The organism is Pseudomonas sp. Pseusp49, assembly GCF_059491875.1.
Window position 1 is genome coordinate 5,895,745 of sequence record NZ_CP168514.1, and the last position, 23,531, is coordinate 5,919,275.

Below are 23,531 nucleotides of genomic sequence, written 5' to 3' on the forward strand. Positions count from 1 at the left end.
CTTGCTCGCGAATGCTGACTGGCATTCAACATTTATGTCGTCTGACACACCGCTTTCGCGAGCAAGCCCGCTCCCACACTTTTACAGTGCTTTGACGCTGATGATCTCGACGTCAAAGGTCAGCGTCTTGCCCGCCAGCGGGTGATTGAAGTCGATGGTCACTTGCGCGTCATCGAACTCTTTCACCACGCCCGGCAATTCAGTATTGGCCGCATCGTTGAAGATCACCAGCAAACCCGGCGACAGCTCCATGTCTGCAAACTGCGAGCGCGGAATGATCTGCACGTTTTGCGGGTTCGGCTGGCCGAACGCGTTTTCCGGCTCGATGCTCAGTGTACGCTTGTCACCGGCCTTGAAACCGAACAGGGCTGCTTCGAAACCTGGCAACAGGTTGCCGTCACCGACCTTGAAGGTCGCCGGGGCTTTGTCGAAGGTGCTGTCCACCGTGTCGCCATTCTCCAGGCGCAATGCGAAATGCAAGGTGACTTCCGTGTTCTGGCCGATGCGTTGCTCAGCCAATACCTGTTCAGTCATGAACGGTTTCTCCGGTCTTTTTACTTTTGAACATATCCAGTGCCAGCATGACTGCACCTACCGTGATTGCACTGTCGGCAAAGTTGAACGCCGGGAAATACCAGCGGTTCTGCCAATGCACCAGAATGAAATCGATCACATGGCCCAGGGCAATGCGGTCATACAGATTGCCCAGCGCGCCACCGAGCACCAGCGCCAGCGCAACCGCCAGCCAGGTCTCGTTGCGCCCCAGACGCTTGAGCCACACCACCAGCACCGCACTGACCACGACTGCGATCAAGGCAAACAGCCAGCGCTGCCAGCCGGAGCTGTCAGCCAGGAAGCTGAACGCCGCACCAGTGTTGTAGGCCAGGGTCCAGCTGAAGTAATCGGGGATGATCACGATCTGCTGGTACATCTGGAGCTTGCCTTCGAAGTAGAACTTGCTGGCCTGGTCGATGACCAGGACCAGCAAACTCAACCAGAGCCAGCTCAGCCGTCCGAAACGGCCAACGGCATTAGGCATAGTGACGGACCTCGCCAGCGCCGCTGATGTTGTCCACGCAACGACCGCAGATTTCCGGATGCTCCGGGTTCACGCCGACGTCTTCGCGGCAGTGCCAGCAACGGGCGCATTTGGCGTGGGCCGACTTGACGATCTTCAGCTTCAGGCCGCTGACTTCAGTGACGACCGCGTCCTCTGGTGCCTTCACAAACGGTGCAACGCTGGCAGTCGAGGTGATCAGCACGAAACGCAGTTCGTTGCTCAGCTTGGCCAGGTCGGCAGTCAGCGCGTCTTCGGCGAACAGGGTCACTTCGGCTTGCAGGTTGCCACCGACAGCCTTGGCTGCACGCTGGATTTCCATCTCTTTGTTGACCGCGACCTTCACTTCCATGATGCGGTCCCAGTAGGCGCGACCCAGCTCGAAGCCTTCCGGCAGTTCGCTCAGGCCTTCGTACCAGGTGTTGAGCATGACGGACTCGTTACGCTCGCCCGGCAGGTACTGCCACAGTTCGTCGGCGGTGAACGCCAGGATCGGCGCGATCCAGCGCACCAGCGCCTCGGAGATGTGGAACAGCGCGGTCTGGCACGAACGGCGGGCCTTGCTGTCGGCGCCGGTGGTGTACTGGCGGTCCTTGATGATGTCGAGATAGAAGCCACCCAGCTCCTGCACGCAGAAGTTGTGGATCTTCGAGTACACGTTCCAGAAGCGGTATTCGCTGTAGTGCTCTTGCAGCTCACGCTGCAGCAGCAGGGTGCGATCCACGGCCCAACGGTCCAGTGCCAGCATTTCTTCGGCCGGCAGCAGGTCGGTGGCCGGGTTGAAACCGGTCAGGTTCGACAGCAGGAAGCGCGCGGTGTTACGGATACGCCGGTAGGCGTCCGCACTGCGTTGCAGGATCTGCTCGGAAACGGCCATTTCACCCGAGTAATCGGTCGAGGCAACCCACAGACGCATGATGTCGGCGCCCAGGGTGTCGTTGACTTTCTGCGGCGCGATCACGTTGCCCAGGGACTTGGACATCTTGCGGCCGGACTCGTCGACGGTGAAGCCGTGGGTCAGCAGTTCGCGGTACGGCGCGTGGTTGTCGATGGCACAACCGGTCAGCAGCGACGAGTGGAACCAGCCGCGGTGTTGGTCCGAGCCTTCCAGGTACAGGTCGGCGCGCGGGCCGGTTTCGTGGCCCATCGGGTGCGAACCGCGCAGGACGTGCCAGTGCGTGGTGCCCGAATCGAACCAGACGTCCAGGGTATCGCTGATCTTGTCGTACTGCGGCGCTTCGGCGCCCAGCAGCTCGGCGGCGTCCAGCTTGAACCAGGCTTCGATGCCTTCGACTTCGACGCGCTTGGCAACTTCTTCCATCAGTTCGACGGTACGTGGGTGCAGCTCGCCGCTTTCCTTGTTCAGGAAGAACGGGATCGGCACACCCCAGTTGCGCTGACGGGAGATGCACCAGTCCGGACGGTTCGCGATCATCGAGTGCAGGCGCGCCTGGCCCCAGGCCGGGACGAACTGAGTATCTTCAATGGCCTTGAGCGAGCGCTGGCGCAGGGTGTCGCCAGTGGTCGGCTGCTTGTCCATGCCGATGAACCACTGCGCGGTGGCGCGGTAGATCAGCGGGGTCTTGTGGCGCCAGCAGTGCATGTAGCTGTGTTCGATGACGGTGGTGTGCAGCAACGCACCGACTTCGGTCAATTTGTCGACGATGGCCGGGTTGGCCTTCCAGATGAACTGGCCGCCGAAGAATTCCAGCGAAGGCACATATACGCCGTTGCTTTGTACCGGGTTGAGGATGTCATCGTTGACCATGCCGTACTTCTTGCAGGTCACGAAGTCATCCACGCCGTAAGCCGGTGCGGAGTGAACCACGCCAGTACCGGCGCCCAGTTCGACGTAGTCGGCCAGGTATACCGGCGACAGGCGGTCGTAGAACGGGTGACGGAAGTTGATCAGTTCCAGCGCCGAACCAGCGGCGGTAGCGATTACCGAACCTTCCAGCGAGTAGCGCGCCAGGCACGACTCGACCAGCTCTTCAGCCAGCACCAGCAGCTTGTCGCCGACGTCGACCAGGGCGTAGTTGAATTCCGGGTGGACGTTCAACGCCTGGTTGGCCGGGATGGTCCACGGGGTGGTGGTCCAGATCACGATCGAGGCCGGCTTGCCCAGGGCAGGCAGACCGAAGGCGGCAGCCAGCTTGGCTTCGTCGGCAATCGGGAAAGCCACGTCGATGGTCGAGGACTTTTTGTTCTCGTACTCGACTTCCGCTTCAGCCAGGGCCGAACCGCAGTCGAAGCACCAGTTAACGGGCTTCAAGCCCTTGAACACGAAACCGCCCTTGACGATTTCAGCCAGGGCACGGATTTCCCCGGCCTCGTTCTTGAAGTCCATGGTCTTGTACGGGTTGGCGAAGTCGCCCAGCACGCCCAGACGGATGAACTCGGATTTCTGCCCTTCGATCTGCTCGGTGGCATAGGCGCGGCACAGTTCGCGGGTCTTGTCCGCGCCCAGGTTCTTGCCGTGGGTCACTTCGACCTTGTGCTCGATCGGCAGGCCGTGGCAGTCCCAGCCCGGGACATAAGGCGCGTCGAAGCCCGACAGGGTCTTCGAGCGGATGATCATGTCCTTGAGAATCTTGTTCAGCGCATGACCGATGTGAATCGTGCCGTTGGCGTACGGAGGGCCGTCGTGCAATACGAACTTCGGACGATCCTTGCCAATTTCGCGCAACTTTCCGTACAGGCCAATACTGTCCCAGCGCTGCAGGATCTGCGGTTCGCGCTGTGGCAGGCCGGCCTTCATTGGGAAGGCGGTGTCCGGAAGGTTTAGCGTGGCTTTATAGTCGGTCATTTAAGGCTCTTCATTAGCGATGGGCGCTAGGTGCGGCTAGTGCACGGGCGGCGGCGACATCCGCGCTGATCGCCGTTTTCAGTGCCTCCAGAGAGGCGAAACGCTGCTCTTCACGCAGCTTGTGGTGGAAAACCACCGTTAAACGCCGGTCATACAGATCGCCGGCAAAATCTAAAAGATGCACTTCCAGGTGGGCTTTGCCATCACCTTGAACCGTGGGCCGCACGCCGATATTGGCGACGCCGGGCCAGGTCTTGCCATCGATCTCGACGTCCACCAGGTAAACCCCGGTGAACGGTACGCGACGGCGCTTGAGTTGTATGTTGGCCGTGGGCGTACCCAATTGCCGAGCAAGCTTCTGGCCATGCAATACGCGACCGGCGATCCGGTACGGCCGCCCGAGGAGGCGTTCGGCCAAGGCGAAATCCGCGGCGGCCAGGGCATTGCGAACCTGCGTGCTGCTGACACGGATGCCATCCAGCTCGACGGTTTGCGCCGCTTCGACGGTAAATCCCTGAAGGATGCCGGCTTGTAGCAGGAAATCGAAATCTCCCGCGCGGTCACAACCGAAACGGAAGTCATCACCGACCTCCAGGTGCTGGACACCCAGGCCATCGACCAGAATGGTATCGACGAACTCGCTGGCGCTGAGTTTGCTCAGGCGCTGGTTGAAAGCCAGGCACAGAACGCGGTCGACGCCTTCGGCGGCCAACAATTGCAGCTTGTCCCGCAGACGGGCCAGACGGGCCGGTGCGGTCTCCGGAGCGAAGAACTCGCGCGGTTGCGGCTCGAAAATCACCACGCAACTGGGCACGCCCAACTCGAGCGCACGCTCGCGCAGCCGCGCCAGGATAGCCTGGTGGCCACGGTGTACACCGTCAAAGTTGCCAATAGTGGCGACACAGCCCCGATGCTGGGGGCGCAGATTGTGGAGGCCTCGAACCAGCTGCATAACGCGCTTCTTGCTCATAAAGTGGTCGATTATAACCACACCCGGCGGCCGACGACAGGCAACACCGTAACCCAAAGTGATCGAACCGACAAAACCGCCGGCCCGCCCGTGTTTATCGAGGCCGGAACCTCAGCCCAGCGTCTTGCGATTGAAGTCGCGCAAACGGAAGCCCATCAACACTAACATGCCGAAATAAGCCACCACACCGGCAACTACCAAAGCACCCAGACGCAGGAAACGCTCAAGCATCTGCCCCTCACCCCAGGCCGGCATGAAATGCATCCCTGCCAGCAACACGCCAGACATCACCGCCACCGCAATCACCAGCTTGAAGCCGAACTTTGCCCAGCCCGGTTGCGGCTGGTACATCTGCTGTTTACGCAACTGATAGAAGAGCAACCCCGCATTGAGGCAGGCGCCGGCGCTGATGGCGAGCGCCAGACCGGCGTGAGCCAGAGGACCAATCAGCAACAGGTTAAACAACTGAGTGACGACCAGCGTGAAAATTGCGATTTTCACCGGCGTGCGGATGTTTTGTTGCGCATAAAAGCCAGGCGCCAGCACTTTGATCACGATAATCCCGAGCAATCCGACGGAATAGGCGATCAACGCACGCTGGGTCATGGCCGCATCATGGGCATCGAACTGACCATACTGGAACAGGGAAACCGTCAGCGGCTCGGCCAGAATCCCCAGCGCCAGGGCGCAAGGCAATACCAGCACGAAGCATAGACGCAGGCCCCAATCGAGGATGCGCGAGTATTCGTGGCGATCCTTGCTGGCGTAGGTCTTGGCCAGGGTCGGCAGCAGAATCGTCCCCAGCGCCACGCCCAACACCCCGGACGGCAGCTCCATCAAACGGTCGGCGTAATACATCCACGACACGGAACCGGCAACCAGGAAAGACGCGAAGATCGTGTTGATGATCAGCGAAATCTGGCTCACCGAGACACCGAGAATGGCCGGCAACATTTGCTTCATGACGCGCCACACACCGCTGTCACGCAAGTTCAGGCGCGGCAGTACGAGCATGCCGATCTTTTTCAGGTGCGGTAGCTGATAGAGCAACTGCGCCAGGCCGCCGACCAGTACCGCCCAGCCGAGCGCCATGACGGGCGGATCGAAGTACGGCGTCAAAAACACCGAAAAGATGATCATGCTGACGTTCAACAGGGTCGGCACGAAGGCCGGCACCGAAAAGCGGTTCCAGGTATTGAGGATCGCACCGGTCAACGACGACAGGGAAATCAGCAGGATGTAGGGAAAGGTCACCCGCAACAGACTGGAGGTCAGTTCGAATTTTTCCGGCGTATCGGTGAACCCCGGCGCCGTGACCCAGATGACCCACGGTGCGGCGATCATGCCCAACGCTGTGACCAGCGCGAGCACCAGTGTCAGCAGGCCCGAGACGTAGGCGATGAAGGTACGCGTCGCCTCTTCGCCCTTCTGGCTTTTATATTCGGCAAGAATCGGCACGAACGCCTGGGAAAACGCTCCTTCGGCAAAGATCCGTCGCAGCAGATTGGGCAATTTGAAGGCGATAAAGAAGGCGTCAGTCGCCATTCCTGCGCCAAATGTGCGGGCGATGAGGGTGTCTCGGACAAATCCCAGAATCCGGGAAAGCATCGTGATAGAGCTGACGGCGGCCAACGATTTGAGCAGATTCATGGAAAGAGTTTGTGCCTGTCGATAAACAGCAGGCGAACTACGCGCCTACTTGTGCGATACTCCGCGCCGCAACAGCACAGAGCCAAAGCTCGCGAGTTTACAGGTCACACGCCGGAAAGAAATATCCCGTCGCACCACGCCTACCACTTAGCGGAACGTTTCAAGCGCCCTTGACAAGACTTCAACTCATCGGCATGATTCGCGGCCTATTTTGTTTGCTATTTCCTAAAAAGTCTTTCGAGGAGCTCGACGGTGGCCAACTCACCTTCCGCCAAAAAACGTGCAAAACAGGCTGAGAAGCGTCGCAGCCACAACGCCAGCCTGCGTTCCATGGTTCGTACCTACATCAAGAATGTAGTTAAGGCCATCGACGCAAAAGACGCTGCCAAAGCTCAAGCCGCTTACGTTCTGGCTGTGCCAGTTATCGACCGTATGGCCGATAAAGGCATCATCCACAAGAACAAGGCCGCTCGTCATAAGAGCCGCCTGAATGGCCACGTCAAGGCCCTGAACGTTGCCGCTGCTGCCTAAGCGACACGCTCATTAAAAAACCGACCTCAGGGTCGGTTTTTTATTGCCTGTGATTTGGTGAAGCACACAAAAAAATGTGGGAGCGGGCTTGCTCGCGAAGGGGCCATCACATTCAACATCATCGTTGACTGACAGTCCGCATTCGCGAGCAAGCCCGCTCCCACAGCTTGTTTTGCGTCAGATTATTGGGCGTGCGCCCACGGCAGAATCGGAATCGCCGTCACCGCATTCTGCGGACTGCCCTCGATCAAGCGATCGCTGTACACCAGGTACACCAGCGTATTGCGCTTCTTGTCGAGGAAGCGCACCACCTGCATGGTCTTGAACACCAGGGACGTGCGCTCCTTGAATACCTCGTCGCCATCCTTGAGCTCACCCTTGAAGCTGATCGGCCCGACCTGCCGGCAGGCGATGGACGCCTCGGCACGGTCTTCGGCCAATCCAAGACCACCCTTGACCCCGCCCGTCTTGGCGCGCGACAGGTAGCAGGTCACACCCTCGACCTTGGGATCATCAAAAGCCTCGACCACGATCCGGTCATTTGGCCCGACGAACTTGAACACCGTCGACACCTGACCGATTTCCTCGGCCGAAGCCAGCAGCGGCATCGCCAACAGCAATCCCAACAATCCTTTTGCCACGCGCATTCAGGTATTCCTTCAGACCAGAATCAGGTTATCGCGGTGAACCAACTCCGGCTCCGCCATGTAACCCAGCAGACCGACAATCGCCTCGGACGACTGACCGATGATTTTTTGCGCTTCCAGCGCACTGTAGTTGGCCAGGCCGCGGGCAATCTCACGACCGTCCGGCGCCACGCAAACCACCATCTCGCCGCGACGGAAGCTGCCCTGCACCAATTTGACCCCGACCGGCAGCAAGCTCTTGTTGCCCTGGGACAACGCGGTCACCGCACCGGCATCCAGCACCAGGGTGCCACGGGTTTGCAGATGACCGGCCAGCCACTGCTTGCGTGCCGCCAGCATGCCGCGCTCCGGCGAGAGCAAGGTGCCGATGCGCTCGCCCGCCTTGAGGCGATCCAGCACACGCTCAAGCCGCCCACCGACGATGATGGTGTGAGCACCGGAACGGGCCGCCAGGCGCGCCGCGCGCAGCTTGGTCTGCATGCCGCCACGCCCCAGCGCCCCGCCCGTACCGCCCGCCACCGCATCGAGCGCCGGATCATCGGCACGCGCTTCGTAAATCAGCTGGGCATCTGGATTGTTGCGCGGATCGGCGTCGAACATGCCATCGCGATCCGTCAGGATCACCAGCAAGTCAGCCTCGACCAGGTTCGCCACCAGCGCCGCCAGGGTGTCGTTGTCGCCGAAACGGATTTCGTCGGTGACCACGGTGTCATTCTCGTTGATGACCGGAATGACCTTGAGCTCGACCAATGCGCGCAAGGTACTGCGGGCGTTCAGGTAGCGCTTGCGGTCGGACAGGTCGTCGTGGGTCAGGAGAATCTGCGCGGTATGCCGACCATGCTCGGCAAAGCTCGACTCCCAGGCCTGCACCAGCCCCATCTGGCCGATTGCAGCAGCGGCCTGAAGCTCGTGCATCGCACTGGGTCGCGAAGTCCAGCCCAGGCGGCTCATACCGGCCGCCACCGCCCCGGAGGACACCAGCACCAGCTCGACACCCGCCTCATGCAAGGCCACCATCTGCTCAACCCAGACACCCATTGCCGCGCGATCCAGGCCTTTGCCGTCCGCCGTCAGCAAAGCGCTGCCGATCTTCACGACCCAACGCTGCGCACCTGTCACCTTGCTCCGCATCATCTTCAACCTTAGCTTGAGGACAGCGCGACCCAGCGCTGCCCGTGACGTTATTCGTGGCTATTTGCGACCAACGATTTACAGATACTAAAACGCCGCTCGATTGAGCGGCGCTTAAGTTTATCGCAACGAATCAGTCACGCACGTAAATGATTTCCGGACCGTCTTCGTCATCCACATCTTCTTCGTCCCAATCATCGTCGCCGATGTCGTGGACCGACTTCACGCCGCTGCGACGCAGTGCACGCTGATCGTCCAGCGCCTGCAACTGGGCACGGGCTTCATCTTCGATGCGCTGATCGAGCTCGGCCAGCTCTTCCTTGTAGGCAGGATCGTTGGCCAGGCGATCGGCACGATCCTCCAGGTAACGCATGATGTCATGACACAGGCGCTCGGTGTTCTGCTTGGCAATTGCCGAGATCACGTAGACCGGACCGGTCCACTCCAGGCGATCGACGATCTCCTTGACGCGAGCATCGTGCTCCTCATCAAGAATCTGATCGCACTTGTTCAGGATCAACCAGCGATCACGCTCGGCCAGAGACGGACTGAACTTGGTCAGCTCGCTGACAATGACTTCGGCGGCGTCCGGAGCACTGGTTTCATCCAGCGGCGCCATGTCGACGAGGTGCAACAGCAAGCGAGTACGCGACAAGTGCTTGAGGAAGCGAATCCCCAGGCCCGCGCCATCGGAAGCACCTTCGATCAGACCCGGAATGTCCGCGACCACGAAGCTTTTCCAGCGATCGACGCTGACCACACCCAGGTTCGGCACCAGCGTGGTGAACGGGTAGTCGGCCACTTTCGGCTTGGCGGCCGATACCGAACGGATAAAGGTACTTTTACCGGCATTCGGCAAGCCCAGCAGCCCCACGTCCGCCAGCACTTTCATTTCCAGCTTCAGGTCACGCTGCTCGCCCGGCTTGCCTGGCGTAGTCTGGCGTGGCGCACGATTGGTACTGGATTTGAAACGGGTGTTGCCCAGGCCGTGCCAGCCGCCGTGTGCAACCAGCAGTTTCTGGCCGGCCTTGGTCAGGTCGCCGATCACTTCCTGAGTGGCAGAGTCAATCACCGTGGTACCCACCGGTACACGCAGGATCAGATCTTCGCCCTTCTTGCCGGTGCAGTCGGTGCTGCCGCCGTTGGAACCACGCTCGGCATCGAAGTGCCGGGTGTAACGGTAGTCCACCAGGGTGTTGAGGTTTTCGTCGGCCATCATGTAGATGGAACCGCCATCACCACCATCACCACCGTTCGGACCACCGTTTTCGATGAATTTTTCGCGACGGAAACTCATGCAGCCATTGCCGCCGTCACCGGCCTTTACTCGAATCGATACTTCATCAACAAACTTCATAACAAACGCCTCTCGCCATACGGACGAGCCGAAAAACAATCAAGACATAAGACTCTTGCAAAAATGAGCGCAGCGACCCCAAACCACGACACCTACATCGTACGCCGACAGCCCATACAAACAGCTTTGCAAGAGACTCACCCCACAAACGAAAAAGCCCCGTCGCGAGACAGGGCTTTTCCAGCGATCGCGCAATTAAGCTGCGACTACGCTCACGTAACGACGACCGAAGGCGCCTTTTACTTCGAACTTGATCACGCCTTCGACTTTAGCGAAGAGGGTGTGATCCTTACCCATGCCAACGCCGTAGCCAGCGTGGAATTGGGTACCGCGCTGACGCACGATGATGTTGCCTGCTTTGATAGCCTGGCCGCCATACATCTTCACGCCAAGGCGTTTGGCTTCTGAGTCGCGACCGTTACGGGTACTACCACCAGCTTTTTTGTGTGCCATGAGTTCAATTCTCCTAGTGAGGAATTAGGCTGAAATTAAGCCTGAATACCGGTGATTTTGATCTCGGTGTACCACTGGCGGTGGCCCATACGCTTCATGTGGTGCTTACGGCGACGGAACTTGATGATGCGGACTTTATCGTGACGACCTTGGGAGATCACTTCAGCCACAACGGTAGCGCCAGCAACAACTGGAGCGCCGATATTCACGTCGTCACCGTTGGCAACCAACAGAACGCGATCAAAGGTAACGGATTCGCCGGTAGCGATTTCCAGTTTTTCGATCTTCAGGTATTCACCTGGGGCGACTTTGTACTGCTTGCCGCCAGTAACGATTACTGCATAAGACATGGTATTTCTCCGATAATCCTGCTCACCCAGCTCTTTATAAGAAGAGGTATTGGCTGGCATGGCTGCATGGGGCTGGAAGGCCCGCTTGCAATTGCGTAAGGCAGGTGCTGCCCAGGAAGTTCAGGGTGCGCGATTGTACGCAAGCCACGCCAGCCTTGCAAGGGGCCGTCCATCGCGCCTTGACACCTGCTGGCGTGGGTCCTAGCATGCCGCGCAACCCTTCTGGAGCGACTGTCGCTGATGCAACCCCAAGCTTTCTACCGCGCGGTGGCGGACGATTTTAGCGCCGTCGACGGCATCATCAAGAAGCAGCTGACTTCGCGCGTGCCGCTTGTATCGAAAATCGGCGATTACATCACCTCGGCCGGCGGCAAACGCCTGCGTCCTTTATTAGTGCTGCTGTGCGGCAAGGCCTTGGGCCGTGAAGGCGACGAACTGCGCCTGTTGGCCGCCACCATCGAGTTCCTGCACACCGCCACCCTGCTGCATGACGATGTGGTCGACATGTCCGGCATGCGTCGTGGCCGCTCGACCGCCAACGCCATGTGGGGCAACGCGCCAAGCGTGCTGGTCGGCGACTTCCTGTATTCGCGCTCCTTCGAAATGATGGTCGAACTGGGTTCCATGCCAGTGATGAAGATCCTTTCGCAAGCCACGCGCATCATCGCCGAAGGCGAAGTGTTGCAGCTGTCGAAGGTGCGTGACGCCAGCACCACCGAAGAAACCTACATGGAAGTCATCCGCGGCAAGACCGCGATGCTCTTCGAAGCCTCGACCCACAGTGCCGCCGCCCTCTGCGAAGCCACGCCGGAACAGGCCGAAGCCCTGCGTACATTCGGCGATCACCTGGGGGTGGCCTTCCAGCTGGTCGACGACCTGCTTGACTACAAAGGCGACGCCGAGACCCTGGGCAAGAACGTCGGTGACGATCTGGCCGAAGGCAAGCCGACCCTGCCGCTGATCTACACCATGCGCGAAGGTACGCCGGAACAGGCCGCCCTGGTGCGCAAGGCGATCCAGAAAGGCGGAATCGAAGATCTGGAAAGCATCCGTGAAGCCGTGGAAGCCTCGGGGTCGCTGGAGTACACCGCGCAACTGGCCCGCGATTATGTGGCCCGCGCGATCAAGTGCCTCGAAGCGCTGCCCGCCAGCGAATACCGCGATGCGCTGGTTGAACTGAGTGAGTTCGCGGTCGCCCGTACGCATTAAGATCAAAAGATCGCAGCCTTCGGCAGCTCCTGCACCATCCCTGTAGGAGCTGCCGAAGGCTGCGATCTTTTGCTTTCAACTCCCCCCGCCTGAAAAACCCTATATAATGTGCGCTTTTTAGCGATCCTGAATCCAAGGAGCCTTAGTGAGCACGCTGCCACCCTGCCCCAAATGCAATTCCGAATACACCTACGAAGACGGCACCCAACTGATCTGCCCCGAGTGCGCCCACGAATGGTCCGCCAGCGGTGAAGCCGAAGCGGCGTCCGATGACACAGTGAAAAAGGATTCGGTCGGCAATGTCCTGCAGGACGGCGATACCATCACCGTGATCAAGGACCTCAAGGTCAAGGGTACGTCCCTGGTGGTCAAGGTCGGCACCAAGGTCAAGAACATCCGCCTGTGCGATGGCGATCACGACATCGATTGCAAAATCGACGGCATCGGCCCGATGAAACTCAAGTCCGAATTCGTCAGAAAAGTCTGATCCTGCTGTTATCCATCCCGCGCCCGGCACGGGATGGAACTCCCTCCCCCGCTTCACCCGGTAAATCCTCGCAATAGCCAGACGCCAGTCCTTTTGACCTGAAGCAATCTTTACCCAGGAAAAAGCGCAAACCGCCAATAGGACCTTGCTATTTATTGAATAGGAATTATTCTCATAAAACCCTTAATGGAGATGAGAATATGACTTATTTGATCGATGCCTGGCTGGACCGCCCGCACCCTTACCTCAGGATCCTGCATCGGGAAACCGGGGAAGTCTGTGCCGTACTGGAAGAAGAAGCCTTGAACGAGCTGCAGGACCAGGGTGACCTGGACGTCAGCGGCCTGAGCTCAAGCGAGCCGGTGGTGCTCAAGGAACTGGTGCGCAATCTGTTTCTGTTCTGCTATGCCCGGGCGTTGCGCCCGCACAGTGAACTGCACCACAAGATCGAACTATGAATCACCGTAAAAAACTGTGGGAGCGAGCTTGCTCGCGATAGCGGATGTTCCATCACAGATACATTGACTGACACACCGCCATCGCGAGCAAGCTCGCTCCCACATTAGCCCGACGCCATATCGGGCCAGGTCTTACAGTACGTCAAGCAGCTCGACGTCGAACACCAGTACGCTGTGCGGCGGGATGCCGCCAACGCCTTGAGCGCCGTAAGCCAGTTCGCTCGGCACGTACAGGCGCCATTTGCTGCCGGCGTTCATCAGTTGCAGGGCTTCGGTCCAGCCGGCGATCACGCCACCAACCGGGAATTCTGCAGGCTGGCCGCGCTCGTAGGAGCTGTCGAACACAGTGCCGTCGATCAGGGTGCCGTGGTAATGAGTACGCACGGTGTCTTCACGGGATGGCTTGGCGCCTTCGCCAGCGGTCAGAACTTCGAACTGCAGGCCGGAAGCCAGAGTGGTGATGCCTTCACGCTTGGCGTTTTCAGCCAGGAAAGCCAGGCCCTCGCCAGCGGCCGCTTCAGCCTTGGCTGCAGCTTCGGCCTGCATGATTTCACGGATGACCTTGAAGCTGGCGGACATTTCTTCCTGACCCACACGGCTTGGCTTGCCGGCGAATGCATCGGTCAGACCTGCCAGGATCGCGTCCAGGCTGACGCCCGGTGGCGGGTTGTCACGCAGTTGGTCGCCCAGCTGACGGCCAATACCGTAGCTGACGCGGGTTTCGTCGGTGGACAGATTTACTTCGGACATGACACTGCTCCGCTGTGCGGACGGCCTGGAACTTGCCGTGCGTGCACAGCGCGTCCCGGAGCGCCCGGAACCAAAAGGGCCAGCAGACTAGCACAGATGACATGCCATTGATGAGGGACGTCAGGCGATCGGCACCTTCAGGGTATCCTGCACATCGGCAACCAGCCCGCACATTTCGTCATGCACGACAGTGTGCACAAGGTTGAAGTGCAACTTGGGAAAGGAGCGCAGCACATCACGGGCATGCTCCACCGAACGCAGGCTCATCGTGTGCCCGTGCATATCGTTCAAGGGATACGCCGCGCCATGCATCCGTGCTTCCAGCAGGTAGATGCCACCTTCCATGGAGATCAGGTTCAGCTCATCGACCTTCCCGGCGACGGCATAGGCATTCAACTCTTGCAGGTTCATGTACGCACCTCACGCAATGGCGAGCCAACATACTTACAGGGATAGGCTTCGGTGCATCAAAGCACAAGCCACAAACGGCGCCGCCCGTCTGTTTTGCAACCCTGTGGGAGCGTGGCTTGCCCGCGATGGCATCACTGCGGTTCGTCGTTAGACCGAGGTGATGCCATCGCGGGCAAGCCACGCTCCCACAATGGAAGTTGAAATCAGTGCTTGGTGACTTTATCCAGGTAACCCATGGCGAATGCCGAGACCACGAAAGTCATGTGGATGATCACATACCACTGCAGATGCTCGGGGTCGACGTTCTTGGCGTCCATGAAGATGCGCAGCAGGTGAATGGACGAGATTGCCACGATCGACGCGGCCACCTTCATCTTCAGCGACGAAGAGTCCATGGTGCCGAGCCAGTTGAGCTTTTCCTTGCTGTCGTCGATGTCCAGTTGCGAGACGAAGTTCTCGTAGCCGGAAATCATCACCATCACCAGCAAACCGCCCACCAGCGCCATGTCGATCAACGACAGCAGCACCAGGATCAAGTCCGATTCGGCCATCGAGAACACGTTCGGGATGACGTGGAAGACTTCCTGGAAGAATTTCAGTGCCAGCGCCAACAGCCCGAGGGACAGGCCGAAATAGATCGGCGCCAGCAGCCAGCGCGAGGCGTACATTGCATTTTCGATAAAGCGTTCCATTGAAACTCACATGTGGACTGGAAATGGCGGCGAGTATATCAGTCGCCTGCCCCTATCCAGAAGCTGCCAGAAAACGTCGAAAAATCCGCCACCTGCGCCTGTGTATCAAGGTTTTTCTGCTAGTGTCCAAATCATTGAACGCTCAGTGATATTGGACAGGAAGACTGGAAATGGATGTGCGATTGCCTTTGACCAGTGCCGGAATTTGCCTGGCACTGCTGCTAAGTGGCTGCTCACCCAGCGATGAAAAACGCCAGGTCAGCCTCGAAGAAAAAACCGCGCAGTTCGAAAAGTCGCTGGACGCCATCCAGGATCCGAAGCTCAAGGACGCCGTTTCGGAGCTGGGCGGTTCACTGCTGCTGCTCGAGCGCGCGCAACTCAAGCTCGACAGCAAACCGGTGGAAACCGAATACGGCGAAGACGCCCTTGCCATGCTCAAGCACTACCCGACCCCGCAAGCCCTGGTCGACACCTACATCAACGGGTTGTTTGTGCTGCAAAAGGATTCGAGTTCCGACTACCTGACCGATCTGCAACCGGTGTTTCCCTTCACGTTCAGCGTTCCTGCCGCGTTTTTGTTTCCCCACGGCCTGGAATGGCAGTCCGTCACCCTGAGCAATAAACGGGTCATTGCCTTCCAGCCGGAATGGTCGGAAACCGACCCCGGCATTCAACTCAGTCCATCGAGTTCCAACCTGACCAACCCCGATGACCTGACCGTGGCCTACCCCTTCATCGAAGGCCTCGACATCGACAAAAAAAAGCAGCCGCAGCCGGTGAGCCTGCAGGGTAAGGTCGAAGTCATCGCGCCCCGCCGGCTCTACAGTTTCGACCTGACAAAAAAGGACATCGGCCAGACCCGCACCAATGACAACCTGAGCGTCACCTTGCTCACACTGACGAACAACTACGCGGAAATCGAATACAACAACAGTGCGCCGCTGGCGCCTGAAGTCAGTGAAACACCACTGAACCCGTTGATCGTCCAGGCCAGGGACAGCACCGGGCAATACATCACGCGCGCAGGCTCGATCAACGAAACCGCGGCACAAATTGCCTTCTATCGGCAGCAACTGGCCAAGATGCAGCAACAAAAGAGCTGGAGCGAGACGCTGGAAAAGCAACTCGACGAAGAACAACGCGCCTTTGAGAAACGGCAGACCCGACGCTATTCGAAGGTGTATTTCAACGGGACGATCGAAACCCTCGAAGTCAGCATGCTGGATTTTTCCGCCGCCACGGTCACCCGCAAGGACCTCGATCTGCCAGTCCGGCGCTTCGATGCCGAGACCCCGGACAAGGGCATTCAGCCCTTGAACCTGCCCGTGGTGGTCTATGACGACCAGGCGGCCACCTGGCTGAAAGGGGCAACGCTGAGCGAGGATCAACTGAAAAAGAACGTCAGCATCAGTCAGTCGGTCGACGACCCCAGCGCTGCTCGAATCGAATTCACCCATTTGCGCAGCTTCAACGATGAACTGCTGGGCACATCGCTCAACCCCGGTGAAAGCCCGGTGAGTTTCTTTACCGAAGACACGCGTGGCAAACGCGACGAACCGATCGAGCTGCCACCCGAGGCCTACCAGATCGATCCACTGCGCGGCACCATCACCTACGATCTGAATCTGTTTCCGGAAACGCCAGCCTATGCAGTAGGCTCGATGCCACTGTTCCTGGCCACGATCGAGCAAAAAACCGTCGATGCCCGTCAACTGCCCAAAGGCCTTGAACTCAAGGACAATGCGCTGGTGGTGAATCTGAAGGCATTTCCCGCCCAGGACTGGCGCTTTTTCGCCAAGGACGACAGCGGCAATTACTTGAAGGAAATTCTATCGGTCAGCCATGGCGCGAGCGCACAAGGCCGGGCGCAATTTGCCGTGCATTACTTCTACGGGCAGCCTACGCGCCTGGAAACCTATCAGCGCACTGACCTCGCCACCGTGCAATATGGTTTCGAGGTCAAACTCGACAAGGCCGACATGACACGCCTTGATCAATAGTGCGACTCAGTGCTCAGGGTGAAACTCGAAGCCGCCCAGGTTACGGCAGCGACCACCGTTGATTTCCCGCAATTGGGCTTGCAGGTGCAGGCACCAGATTTGCGGATCGTCGGCCAACTCGTAGCCGTGCAAGGTCAGGCTTTCAACGATGGTGTCGAGGATTGATTCAGCGGCGATCGGGCCATGGAACGGGCCTTGGGCCTTGATGGCCGAAGGTTGTTCACCGGCCATTCCGGCGGCGAACAACAGAGTCCACATGCCCGTGTCTCCTGCCAGCGGACGGATGGCACACTCGATACGGGTCACAAGGCCCAGGCATTGACGGGTGAGGCAGAGGTTGCGCGACATGGCGGCGACCCTCGGTAGATCCGGTATTCAGCCCCCATGTGAAGGCTGTTTCGATCCTGTGATTACTGTCGATATCCCTGAGCAGAGAATAGAAGAAAAGTCTGGCTTGCAGGCCGAGGCAAGACCGAAAGGCGCCGAATGGTCATAGTGTGAATATTGACGTCATTTCGACGACGCTCTCCGATGTTCACACAAACAAATGTGGGAGCGGGCTTGCTCGCGAAGGCGTCTTTTCATTCAACATTTATGTTGGCTGATAGGCCGCTTTCGCGAGCAAGCCCGCTCCCACATGGGTTACTGCATCACGCAGGCTTGGTTTCCGCCAGTGCCTCCTGCGCCAACTCCTTCTCGGCTTCCTTCAGATCATCCTCGCTGATCATTTCCGCGATAACCCGCAAGCGTTCCACGACCCGCGCATTCACGCTGCCTTCAGGGAACTCGCCATTTTCGTCCGGCTCACCGGCCGGCTCGCCGACCAGCAAACTCAAGGCTTCGTCGGCCTGACGGACCGCATAGACATGGAACTGCCCCGCACGCACCGCCGCCAGCACCTTCTCGTCGAGCATCAGCGTGGCAACGTTGGCGTGAGGAATGATTGCCCCCTGCTCGCCAGTCAACCCGCGGGCTTCGCACAGACGGAAGAAGCCCTCGATCTTCTCGTTGACCCCGCCCACCGCCTGCACTTCGCCGAACTGGTTGATCGAACCGGTGATGGCAAAGCACTGTTTGAGTGGAGTTTTCGACAAGGCCGAGATCAGGGTGCAGGCCTCGCCCAGGGACGCGCTGTCGCCATCGACATAACCGTAGGATTGCTCCAGGGCGATGCTTGCGGAAATCGCCAGCGGGAATTCCTGGGCGTAGCGGCTGCCCAGATACCCCGTGAGGATCATTACGCCCTTGGAGTGGATCGGCTGGCCGAGGTTGACCTCGCGCTCGATGTCGACAATACCGCTGCCACCCGGGTACACCGTGGCGGAAATCCGCGCCGGCACACCGAAAGCCGAGTCGCCGACCTCTAGCACGGTCAAGCCGTTGCACTTGCCGACTGCTGCGCCATCGGTGTCGATCAGTATGATCCCGGCCAGCATGTCGTCGAGAATCCGCGCCGAAACCCGCCCGGTTCGCGTGGCCTTGGCCTTGAGTGCCCGTTCGATGTGCCCGGCGTCGGTCATTTCATCACCGGCCAGGTGGCGGATGAAATCGGCCTCGCTGACCAGCTGGAACAAGTCACCGATACGCGCCGACAAGCGCCCCTGGTGCTCGGCCAGGCGGGCGCTGTAAGTCGCCAGACGCGCCACCGCATCGGCGGTCAGCGGTGCCATGCCTTCTTCGGAAGTACGGGTTTTGAGCAACTGGGCGAACTGCTCCAGGCTCTCGTCGACCATCGGGATGTCCTCGTCGAAATCCACCAGGACGCGGAACATCTCCTGGAAGTCCGGGTCGAGGTCTTGCAGCGTGTAATACAGCTGACGGGCACCGATGATGACGACTTTGACCTGCAGCGGAATGTGTTGCGGTGTCAGGGTCACAGTGGCCAGACGGCCCAGCTCGCCCAGCGGTGATTCCATTTTCAGCTTGCGCGATTGCAGGGCGCGTTTCAGCGCGTCCCACACGAATGGCTCGCTGAGCATCTTGTCCGCTTCAAGGATCAGGAAACCACCGTTGGCCCGGTGCAAGGCCCCCGGCCGCAGTTGGCGGTAGGTGGTGTACAGCGCGCCCTGGTCGGTGCTGTATTCGATACGACCGAAGAGATTTTCGTAAGTCGGGTGCGGCTCGAACACCACCGGCGCACCGCCGCTGGCCGAGTGACCGACCACCAGGCTCGGCGCGTATTGTTCTTCCAGCAACTTGCGGGCGACAGCGTCGGTCTTGCTGTCGTCCACCAGTTGCTCGACCACGGTCTTGAGCAAATACACCTGCATGGCTTGCAGATAACCGCAAACCGCCGCGTTCTCGGCGTACTTCTCCGACAATGGCGACAACAAGGGTTGCAAGGCCAGAGTGATGGTTTCTTCGTTCAGATGACGCAACTGGTTGCTCGACTCACGCTTCCATTGCGGCAGGCTGGCGAGCTCTTCGTTGAGGCGCTCTTCCAGTGCCGAAATATCCTCGTGAAAGCGCTCGCGTTCGGCTTCCGGCAACTGGGCGAATTCAGCTTCGTCCAACGCCTTGCCATCGCCCATCGGGGTGAAGGCGATATTGCTGGCGTCGCGGTAGAGCGCGACGTCTTTCTCCAGCGCCAGACGCTCGATGACGTCCAGGGCCTTGTCGTAGCGCTGGTTGAAGGCGCGGTCGATGCCACTTTTTTTCTGTTGGTAGGACGGATGCTCGAAGACAGCCGGAAACGTCGCCAGCAGGTTGTCGATCAAGCCGTTGATGTCACCGATGAATGCACCGGCGGTGCCCGACGGCAGTTCCAGTGCGCGCGGCTCGCGCGGCTCATCGAAATTGTTGACGTAGACCCAGTCCGCCGGAGTCTGCAGGCGCTTGCCTTCGGCCTTGAGGTAGCGTTTGACGAACGAGAACCGGCCAGTCCCGGGTTCGCCCATGACAAATACGTTGTAACCGGGGCGTGGCATGGCCACGCCGAACTGCAAGGCTTCGACCGCACGTTCCTGGCCAAGCACACCGCGAAAGGGCTCCAGATCATTGGTGGTAGAGAAGCTGAACTGTTCAGCGGAAAACGGACGGGTCAGCGCTTCGGGCGCTAGACGCAAGCTGGCAGCAACAGGATCAGGCATCGGGCTTCCTTAACAATCAGGCGGGGCAGATGGCAGCATTCTGGCGCTGCCCATGCCCGACTGGCAAGGAGCGCCGCAGGCCAAAGCATAGACAAGCCGAAACCCCGACGTAGAGCCGCGCCAAATCACTGTTTGCGACGATTGTTTTTGCAAAAAATCACGGAACCCCGCGATCGTGCCTAAACTCCAAACTGCGCGGCTGGACTAATGACCGGCCCACTGGCACCAGACGGGCCAGAACCCCCTGTCAAATTGGTATGCACATAAAGAGAACAAAGCTATGAAACGGATTCTTCTTGGTACTCTCTTCACCGCTGTATCCATCAACGCCATGGCTCAGGCGCCAGGCGGCCCGGATTGCGGTTGGGGCAACATGCTGTTCGAAGGCCAGCGTGGTACTCCGGCTCACTTCCTGGCATCCACCACCAACGGCACTTCCGGCAACGCAACCTTCGGCATGACATCCGGCACCAACGGTTGCGCAACCAATGCGTCGCTGACCTACGGCGGCAAATCCTGGTTTGCCATGAACGGCATGATGAACGAGCTGTCCGAAGACATGGCCAAGGGTCAGGGCGAAGCGCTGACCACCTATGCCGTGGTACTGGGCGTAGCGCCGGAAGACCGTGCGCACTTCGCCGCCGTCACTCACGAGCACTTCCAGCAGATCTTCAGCAAGGCTGACGTGACGGCCGAAGATGTGCATACCAACACCCTGGCCGTGCTCAAGGCCGACCCTCGTCTGGCCAAGTACGCAACTCAAGCTTAAGCTCGACCCGCCCGCTTCTCATTGGGGGAGCGGGTTTTTATTTTTTGGACCTGCCCCCTTTTCGGGTAATGCCAACCCTCTGTAGGAGCTGTCGAGTGAAACGAGGCTGCGATCTTTTGATCTTTTAAAAACAAAGATCGCAGCCTCGTTTCACTCGACAGCTCCTACAGGTGAAGGACATCAATTGCGCTGGTCCTGGTTTTTTCCTGTTTAAGTTGCCATCTATGTTCAAACGCCTTGCCTGGCTGGCGCTGTGTGTCTGCGCCCCACTGTCCGCCGCGCCTCACATCGACCCACAACGCTTGCAGCAACTGGCCAACGACCCTTTCTGGATATCCCTGGGCCATTACGAAACCGCCAAGCTCGGCGGCTGGCGCAGCTATGTCAGCGACCGGAAGTTCTTCCTCGCCGCCGATGGCAATGAACATCCGGACCATGAACTGGCGGCGACTGTACAAGCCCTGTACGCCCCGGCCAGTGCCGGTGAACAACACGCGCAATGCGTCTACCCGGCCCGCACCCGCTGGCTCAAGGAACAACTCGACCTGAGCGGTCTGCCAACGCCGGACTGCGCAGCGTTCAAACAATGGTTCAAGGACGTCTCGCCCGACAGCGCGGTGATGATCTTCCCGGCGGCTTACCTGAACAGCCCTTCCTCGATGTTCGGCCATACCCTGCTGCGCATCGACCAGGCCGAAGTGAAGAGCGACAAGACTTCGCTGCTCAGTTACGCGATCAACTTCGGCGCCTACATCGAGGGCTCGGACAACAGCATCATCTATGCCTGGAAAGGCCTGATGGGCGGTTATCCCGGCCTGTTCGCGATGGTGCCCTATCAGGAAAAACTCTCGGAATACCGCAGCCTGGAAAACCGCGACCTGTGGGAGTACCGCCTTAACCTGACCCCACAGGAAACCGCGCGCATGGTCGAGCACGTCTGGGAGCTGAAACAGATCAAATTCGACTATTTCTTCTTCGACGAAAACTGCTCATACCGCTTGCTGGAACTGCTGCAAGTGGCTCGCCCGGGCCTGCGCCTGACCGAGCAATTCCCGCTCACGGCCATCCCCACCGACACCGTCAAGGCCGTGAAAGCGGCCGGGCTGGTGGAATCGATCCAGTATCGCCCGTCCCGAGAGCGCGAGTTGCTCAGTCGCGCCGAGCCGTTGAACCCTGAAGAACAGCAATGGGTGCTGAAAGTCAGCGCCGACCAGAATCAATTGCAGGATCCGACATTCAAGGCTCAGCCCCGCGACCGCCAGGCGCTGATCATCGATGCCGCCTACCGCCTGGAGCGCTATCGCGCCAACGGCCAGGAGCGCGATCCGGCGCGCGCCCAGCGCAGCTTCGAACTGCTGCGGGCGATCAACCAGAATCCGGCGCCGGAGCTGAATATCCCGCAACCCGGCTTGCCTGAAGACGGTCACGAGTCGCGCACCTGGCAGCTCGGTCTCGGCACCCGTGGAGACAAGGCCTTTGGCGAGTACGGCTTGCGCATGGCTTATCACGACCTCAACGACAACAGCGAAAGCTTTCCCCTTGGCGCGCAGATCGAAATCCTGCAATTGAAACTTCGCCAGTACGAAGGCAACGACTGGCAGGTGCAGCAACTGGACCTGGCAACCATTCGCTCCCTGACTCCGCGTAACGAATTGCTTCAACCGCTGTCATGGCAAGTCACCGGGGGCCTGGAACGAGTGCCGGGCAAGCACGATGACCAAACCCTGGTCAGCCATGTCAACGGCGGTGGTGGTGGAACCTGGCAACTGAGCGAGGACATGCTCGGATTTGTCCTGGGCACTGTGCGTGTCGAGCACAACAACGACTTCGCCGAATTCATCGCGCCGGCCGCCGGTTTCAACAGTGGGGTGCTGTGGAAAAACCCGCTGGGCAATCTAAGCCTCGAAGCCAAGGGCGATTACTTCACCAATGGTGAAGTGCGCCGCAGCCTGAGCCTGAATCAGCAATGGGAAATCTCCCGCAACCTCGGACTGCGCTTGAGCGCCCAGCGAGAGTTCAGCCATCTGGCGTCGGCCGAGAACGAAGTGATGCTTGAGCTGAAGTGGTACCACTACTGACCCCAACGCCACGTACCCTTGTGGGAACGGGCTTGCTCGCGAAAGCGGTGTGTCAGTCAGCATTAATTTTGAATGACAAATCGCATTCGCGAGCAAGCCCGCTCCCACAGGGGGTTATGTGGCGTTCGACAAAAAGCGTACACAGCTTTCACATACACCCGACGAATCCACCTCTAGACTTTCTCTATGGGTCACGTATCGGCCTGGGAGAGTGAAATGTGGCGGTGTGCAGGATGGTTGGCTGTGTTGTTGCTGATCGCAGGTTGCCAGTCAACCCACGATGACCTGCTCGCCAAAGGTTACCCGCCCGCCTTCGCCGATGGCTTCGATGACGGTTGCAGCAGTGGCCGGCAGGCCGCCGGGGCGATCACCGGCGAGTTCCGCAAGAATGTCCCGCGCTACCTCAAGGATCCGTTGTACGCCGAAGGCTGGAGTGATGGTTTTCGCCAGTGCCAGGCCATGCGGGATAACCAGGACAGCGGGGATGGGCGCAACAGTCATCTGCAAGAGCGCGACAAAGCCTGGCAGCAGCAGAAAGACCAGGACGCTGCCCGGGCCTATCACTCGCCGTAAGTCGCTTTCAGACATCCAGTGAAACCAAATGCCTGCGACCATGGCCCAAATCCTATATCGGGA

General features: G+C 59.3%; 23 protein-coding genes. 8 read left to right on the forward strand and 15 right to left on the reverse strand.

The window, feature by feature from the left end; all coding sequences use genetic code 11:
• Positions 1-81: 81 nt before the first annotated feature.
• The 5 genes from fkpB to murJ form a co-directional block, all read right to left on the reverse strand.
• Positions 82-519: an FKBP-type peptidyl-prolyl cis-trans isomerase gene (gene fkpB, locus ACEN83_RS26275; protein WP_172435717.1), complete on the reverse strand. Its 438-nt coding sequence runs from the start codon at positions 517-519 to the stop codon at positions 82-84.
• 7 nt (positions 520-526) lie between these two features.
• Positions 527-1,039: a signal peptidase II gene (lspA, locus tag ACEN83_RS26280; RefSeq protein WP_007970932.1), complete on the reverse strand. Its 513-nt coding sequence runs from the start codon at positions 1,037-1,039 to the stop codon at positions 527-529.
• The gene (gene ileS / locus ACEN83_RS26285) at positions 1,032-3,863 is read right to left on the reverse strand and encodes an isoleucine--tRNA ligase (protein ID WP_007970927.1); all 2,832 of its coding nucleotides are present in this window, start codon (positions 3,861-3,863) and stop codon (positions 1,032-1,034) included. Before ileS ends, lspA begins: the two co-directional genes overlap by 8 nt.
• Positions 3,864-3,876: 13 nt before the next feature.
• The gene (gene ribF / locus ACEN83_RS26290; RefSeq protein WP_007970925.1) at positions 3,877-4,815 is read right to left on the reverse strand and encodes a bifunctional riboflavin kinase/FAD synthetase; all 939 of its coding nucleotides are present in this window, start codon (positions 4,813-4,815) and stop codon (positions 3,877-3,879) included.
• A 129-nt stretch (positions 4,816-4,944) separates the two neighbouring features.
• Positions 4,945-6,483 carry a murein biosynthesis integral membrane protein MurJ gene (gene murJ, locus ACEN83_RS26295; protein WP_495578813.1) on the reverse strand — a complete coding sequence of 513 codons (1,539 nt, stop codon included), beginning with the start codon at positions 6,481-6,483 and terminating at the stop codon, positions 4,945-4,947.
• A gap of 252 nt (positions 6,484-6,735) precedes the next feature.
• Between murJ and rpsT the strand changes: the two genes are divergently transcribed.
• On the forward strand, positions 6,736-7,014 hold the full coding sequence (gene rpsT / locus ACEN83_RS26300) for a 30S ribosomal protein S20 (RefSeq protein WP_007970922.1): 279 nt from the start codon (positions 6,736-6,738) through the stop codon (positions 7,012-7,014).
• A gap of 182 nt (positions 7,015-7,196) precedes the next feature.
• Here rpsT and ACEN83_RS26305 read toward each other — a convergent pair whose 3' ends face one another.
• From ACEN83_RS26305 to rplU, 5 genes are all read right to left on the reverse strand, one after another.
• Positions 7,197-7,661 (reverse strand): CreA family protein, encoded by a 465-nt coding sequence (locus ACEN83_RS26305; protein ID WP_015096894.1) that lies wholly within the window; start codon positions 7,659-7,661, stop codon positions 7,197-7,199.
• Positions 7,662-7,673: 12 nt separating this feature from the next.
• Positions 7,674-8,792: a glutamate 5-kinase gene (gene proB, locus ACEN83_RS26310; protein ID WP_033047437.1), complete on the reverse strand. Its 1,119-nt coding sequence runs from the start codon at positions 8,790-8,792 to the stop codon at positions 7,674-7,676.
• Between the two features lie 133 nt (positions 8,793-8,925).
• The gene (gene cgtA / locus ACEN83_RS26315; RefSeq protein WP_007970919.1) at positions 8,926-10,149 is read right to left on the reverse strand and encodes an Obg family GTPase CgtA; all 1,224 of its coding nucleotides are present in this window, start codon (positions 10,147-10,149) and stop codon (positions 8,926-8,928) included.
• A 195-nt stretch (positions 10,150-10,344) separates the two neighbouring features.
• Positions 10,345-10,602, reverse strand: a complete 258-nt coding sequence (rpmA, locus tag ACEN83_RS26320; RefSeq protein WP_003281574.1) for a 50S ribosomal protein L27 — start codon at positions 10,600-10,602, stop codon at positions 10,345-10,347.
• Positions 10,603-10,637: 35 nt separating this feature from the next.
• The gene (gene rplU / locus ACEN83_RS26325; RefSeq protein ID WP_003176051.1) at positions 10,638-10,952 is read right to left on the reverse strand and encodes a 50S ribosomal protein L21; all 315 of its coding nucleotides are present in this window, start codon (positions 10,950-10,952) and stop codon (positions 10,638-10,640) included.
• Positions 10,953-11,192: 240 nt separating this feature from the next.
• On the opposite strand from rplU, the gene ACEN83_RS26330 reads away from it, so the two are divergent.
• From ACEN83_RS26330 to ACEN83_RS26340, 3 genes are all read left to right on the forward strand, one after another.
• Positions 11,193-12,161: a polyprenyl synthetase family protein gene (locus ACEN83_RS26330; RefSeq protein WP_007970914.1), complete on the forward strand. Its 969-nt coding sequence runs from the start codon at positions 11,193-11,195 to the stop codon at positions 12,159-12,161.
• Positions 12,162-12,306: 145 nt separating this feature from the next.
• Positions 12,307-12,648: a zinc ribbon domain-containing protein YjdM gene (locus ACEN83_RS26335; RefSeq protein ID WP_007970912.1), complete on the forward strand. Its 342-nt coding sequence runs from the start codon at positions 12,307-12,309 to the stop codon at positions 12,646-12,648.
• 200 nt (positions 12,649-12,848) lie between these two features.
• Entirely contained in the window at positions 12,849-13,106 is a 258-nt protein-coding gene (locus ACEN83_RS26340; protein ID WP_007970910.1) for a PA4570 family protein, read from the forward strand.
• Between the two features lie 132 nt (positions 13,107-13,238).
• On the opposite strand, the gene bamJ is transcribed toward ACEN83_RS26340, so the two are convergent.
• The 3 genes from bamJ to ACEN83_RS26355 form a co-directional block, all read right to left on the reverse strand.
• Positions 13,239-13,856 (reverse strand): BamJ family beta-barrel-assembly machinery protein, encoded by a 618-nt coding sequence (bamJ, locus tag ACEN83_RS26345; protein ID WP_007970907.1) that lies wholly within the window; start codon positions 13,854-13,856, stop codon positions 13,239-13,241.
• Between the two features lie 120 nt (positions 13,857-13,976).
• Positions 13,977-14,267, reverse strand: coding sequence for a DUF6482 family protein (locus ACEN83_RS26350; RefSeq protein WP_007970906.1), 291 nt, complete (start codon positions 14,265-14,267; stop codon positions 13,977-13,979).
• Positions 14,268-14,470: 203 nt separating this feature from the next.
• Positions 14,471-14,959, reverse strand: coding sequence for a TIGR00645 family protein (locus ACEN83_RS26355; protein WP_007970904.1), 489 nt, complete (start codon positions 14,957-14,959; stop codon positions 14,471-14,473).
• A 170-nt stretch (positions 14,960-15,129) separates the two neighbouring features.
• Between ACEN83_RS26355 and ACEN83_RS26360 the strand changes: the two genes are divergently transcribed.
• Positions 15,130-16,959 carry a hypothetical protein gene (locus tag ACEN83_RS26360; RefSeq protein ID WP_495578814.1) on the forward strand — a complete coding sequence of 610 codons (1,830 nt, stop codon included), beginning with the start codon at positions 15,130-15,132 and terminating at the stop codon, positions 16,957-16,959.
• A gap of 6 nt (positions 16,960-16,965) precedes the next feature.
• On the opposite strand, the gene ACEN83_RS26365 is transcribed toward ACEN83_RS26360, so the two are convergent.
• Positions 16,966-17,307 carry a PA4575 family protein gene (locus tag ACEN83_RS26365; RefSeq protein WP_007970902.1) on the reverse strand — a complete coding sequence of 114 codons (342 nt, stop codon included), beginning with the start codon at positions 17,305-17,307 and terminating at the stop codon, positions 16,966-16,968.
• A gap of 302 nt (positions 17,308-17,609) precedes the next feature.
• Positions 17,610-20,048 carry a Lon protease family protein gene (locus ACEN83_RS26370; protein ID WP_007970901.1) on the reverse strand — a complete coding sequence of 813 codons (2,439 nt, stop codon included), beginning with the start codon at positions 20,046-20,048 and terminating at the stop codon, positions 17,610-17,612.
• Between the two features lie 280 nt (positions 20,049-20,328).
• On the opposite strand from ACEN83_RS26370, the gene ACEN83_RS26375 reads away from it, so the two are divergent.
• The 3 genes from ACEN83_RS26375 (at position 20,329) to ACEN83_RS26385 (ending at position 23,468) form a co-directional block, all read left to right on the forward strand.
• Positions 20,329-20,817, forward strand: coding sequence for a DUF3015 domain-containing protein (locus ACEN83_RS26375; RefSeq protein WP_007970900.1), 489 nt, complete (start codon positions 20,329-20,331; stop codon positions 20,815-20,817).
• Positions 20,818-21,041: 224 nt separating this feature from the next.
• Positions 21,042-22,895 carry an Lnb N-terminal periplasmic domain-containing protein gene (locus ACEN83_RS26380; protein ID WP_495578815.1) on the forward strand — a complete coding sequence of 618 codons (1,854 nt, stop codon included), beginning with the start codon at positions 21,042-21,044 and terminating at the stop codon, positions 22,893-22,895.
• 216 nt (positions 22,896-23,111) lie between these two features.
• Positions 23,112-23,468, forward strand: a complete 357-nt coding sequence (locus ACEN83_RS26385) for a hypothetical protein (RefSeq protein WP_116581820.1) — start codon at positions 23,112-23,114, stop codon at positions 23,466-23,468.
• Positions 23,469-23,531 lie beyond the last annotated feature (63 nt).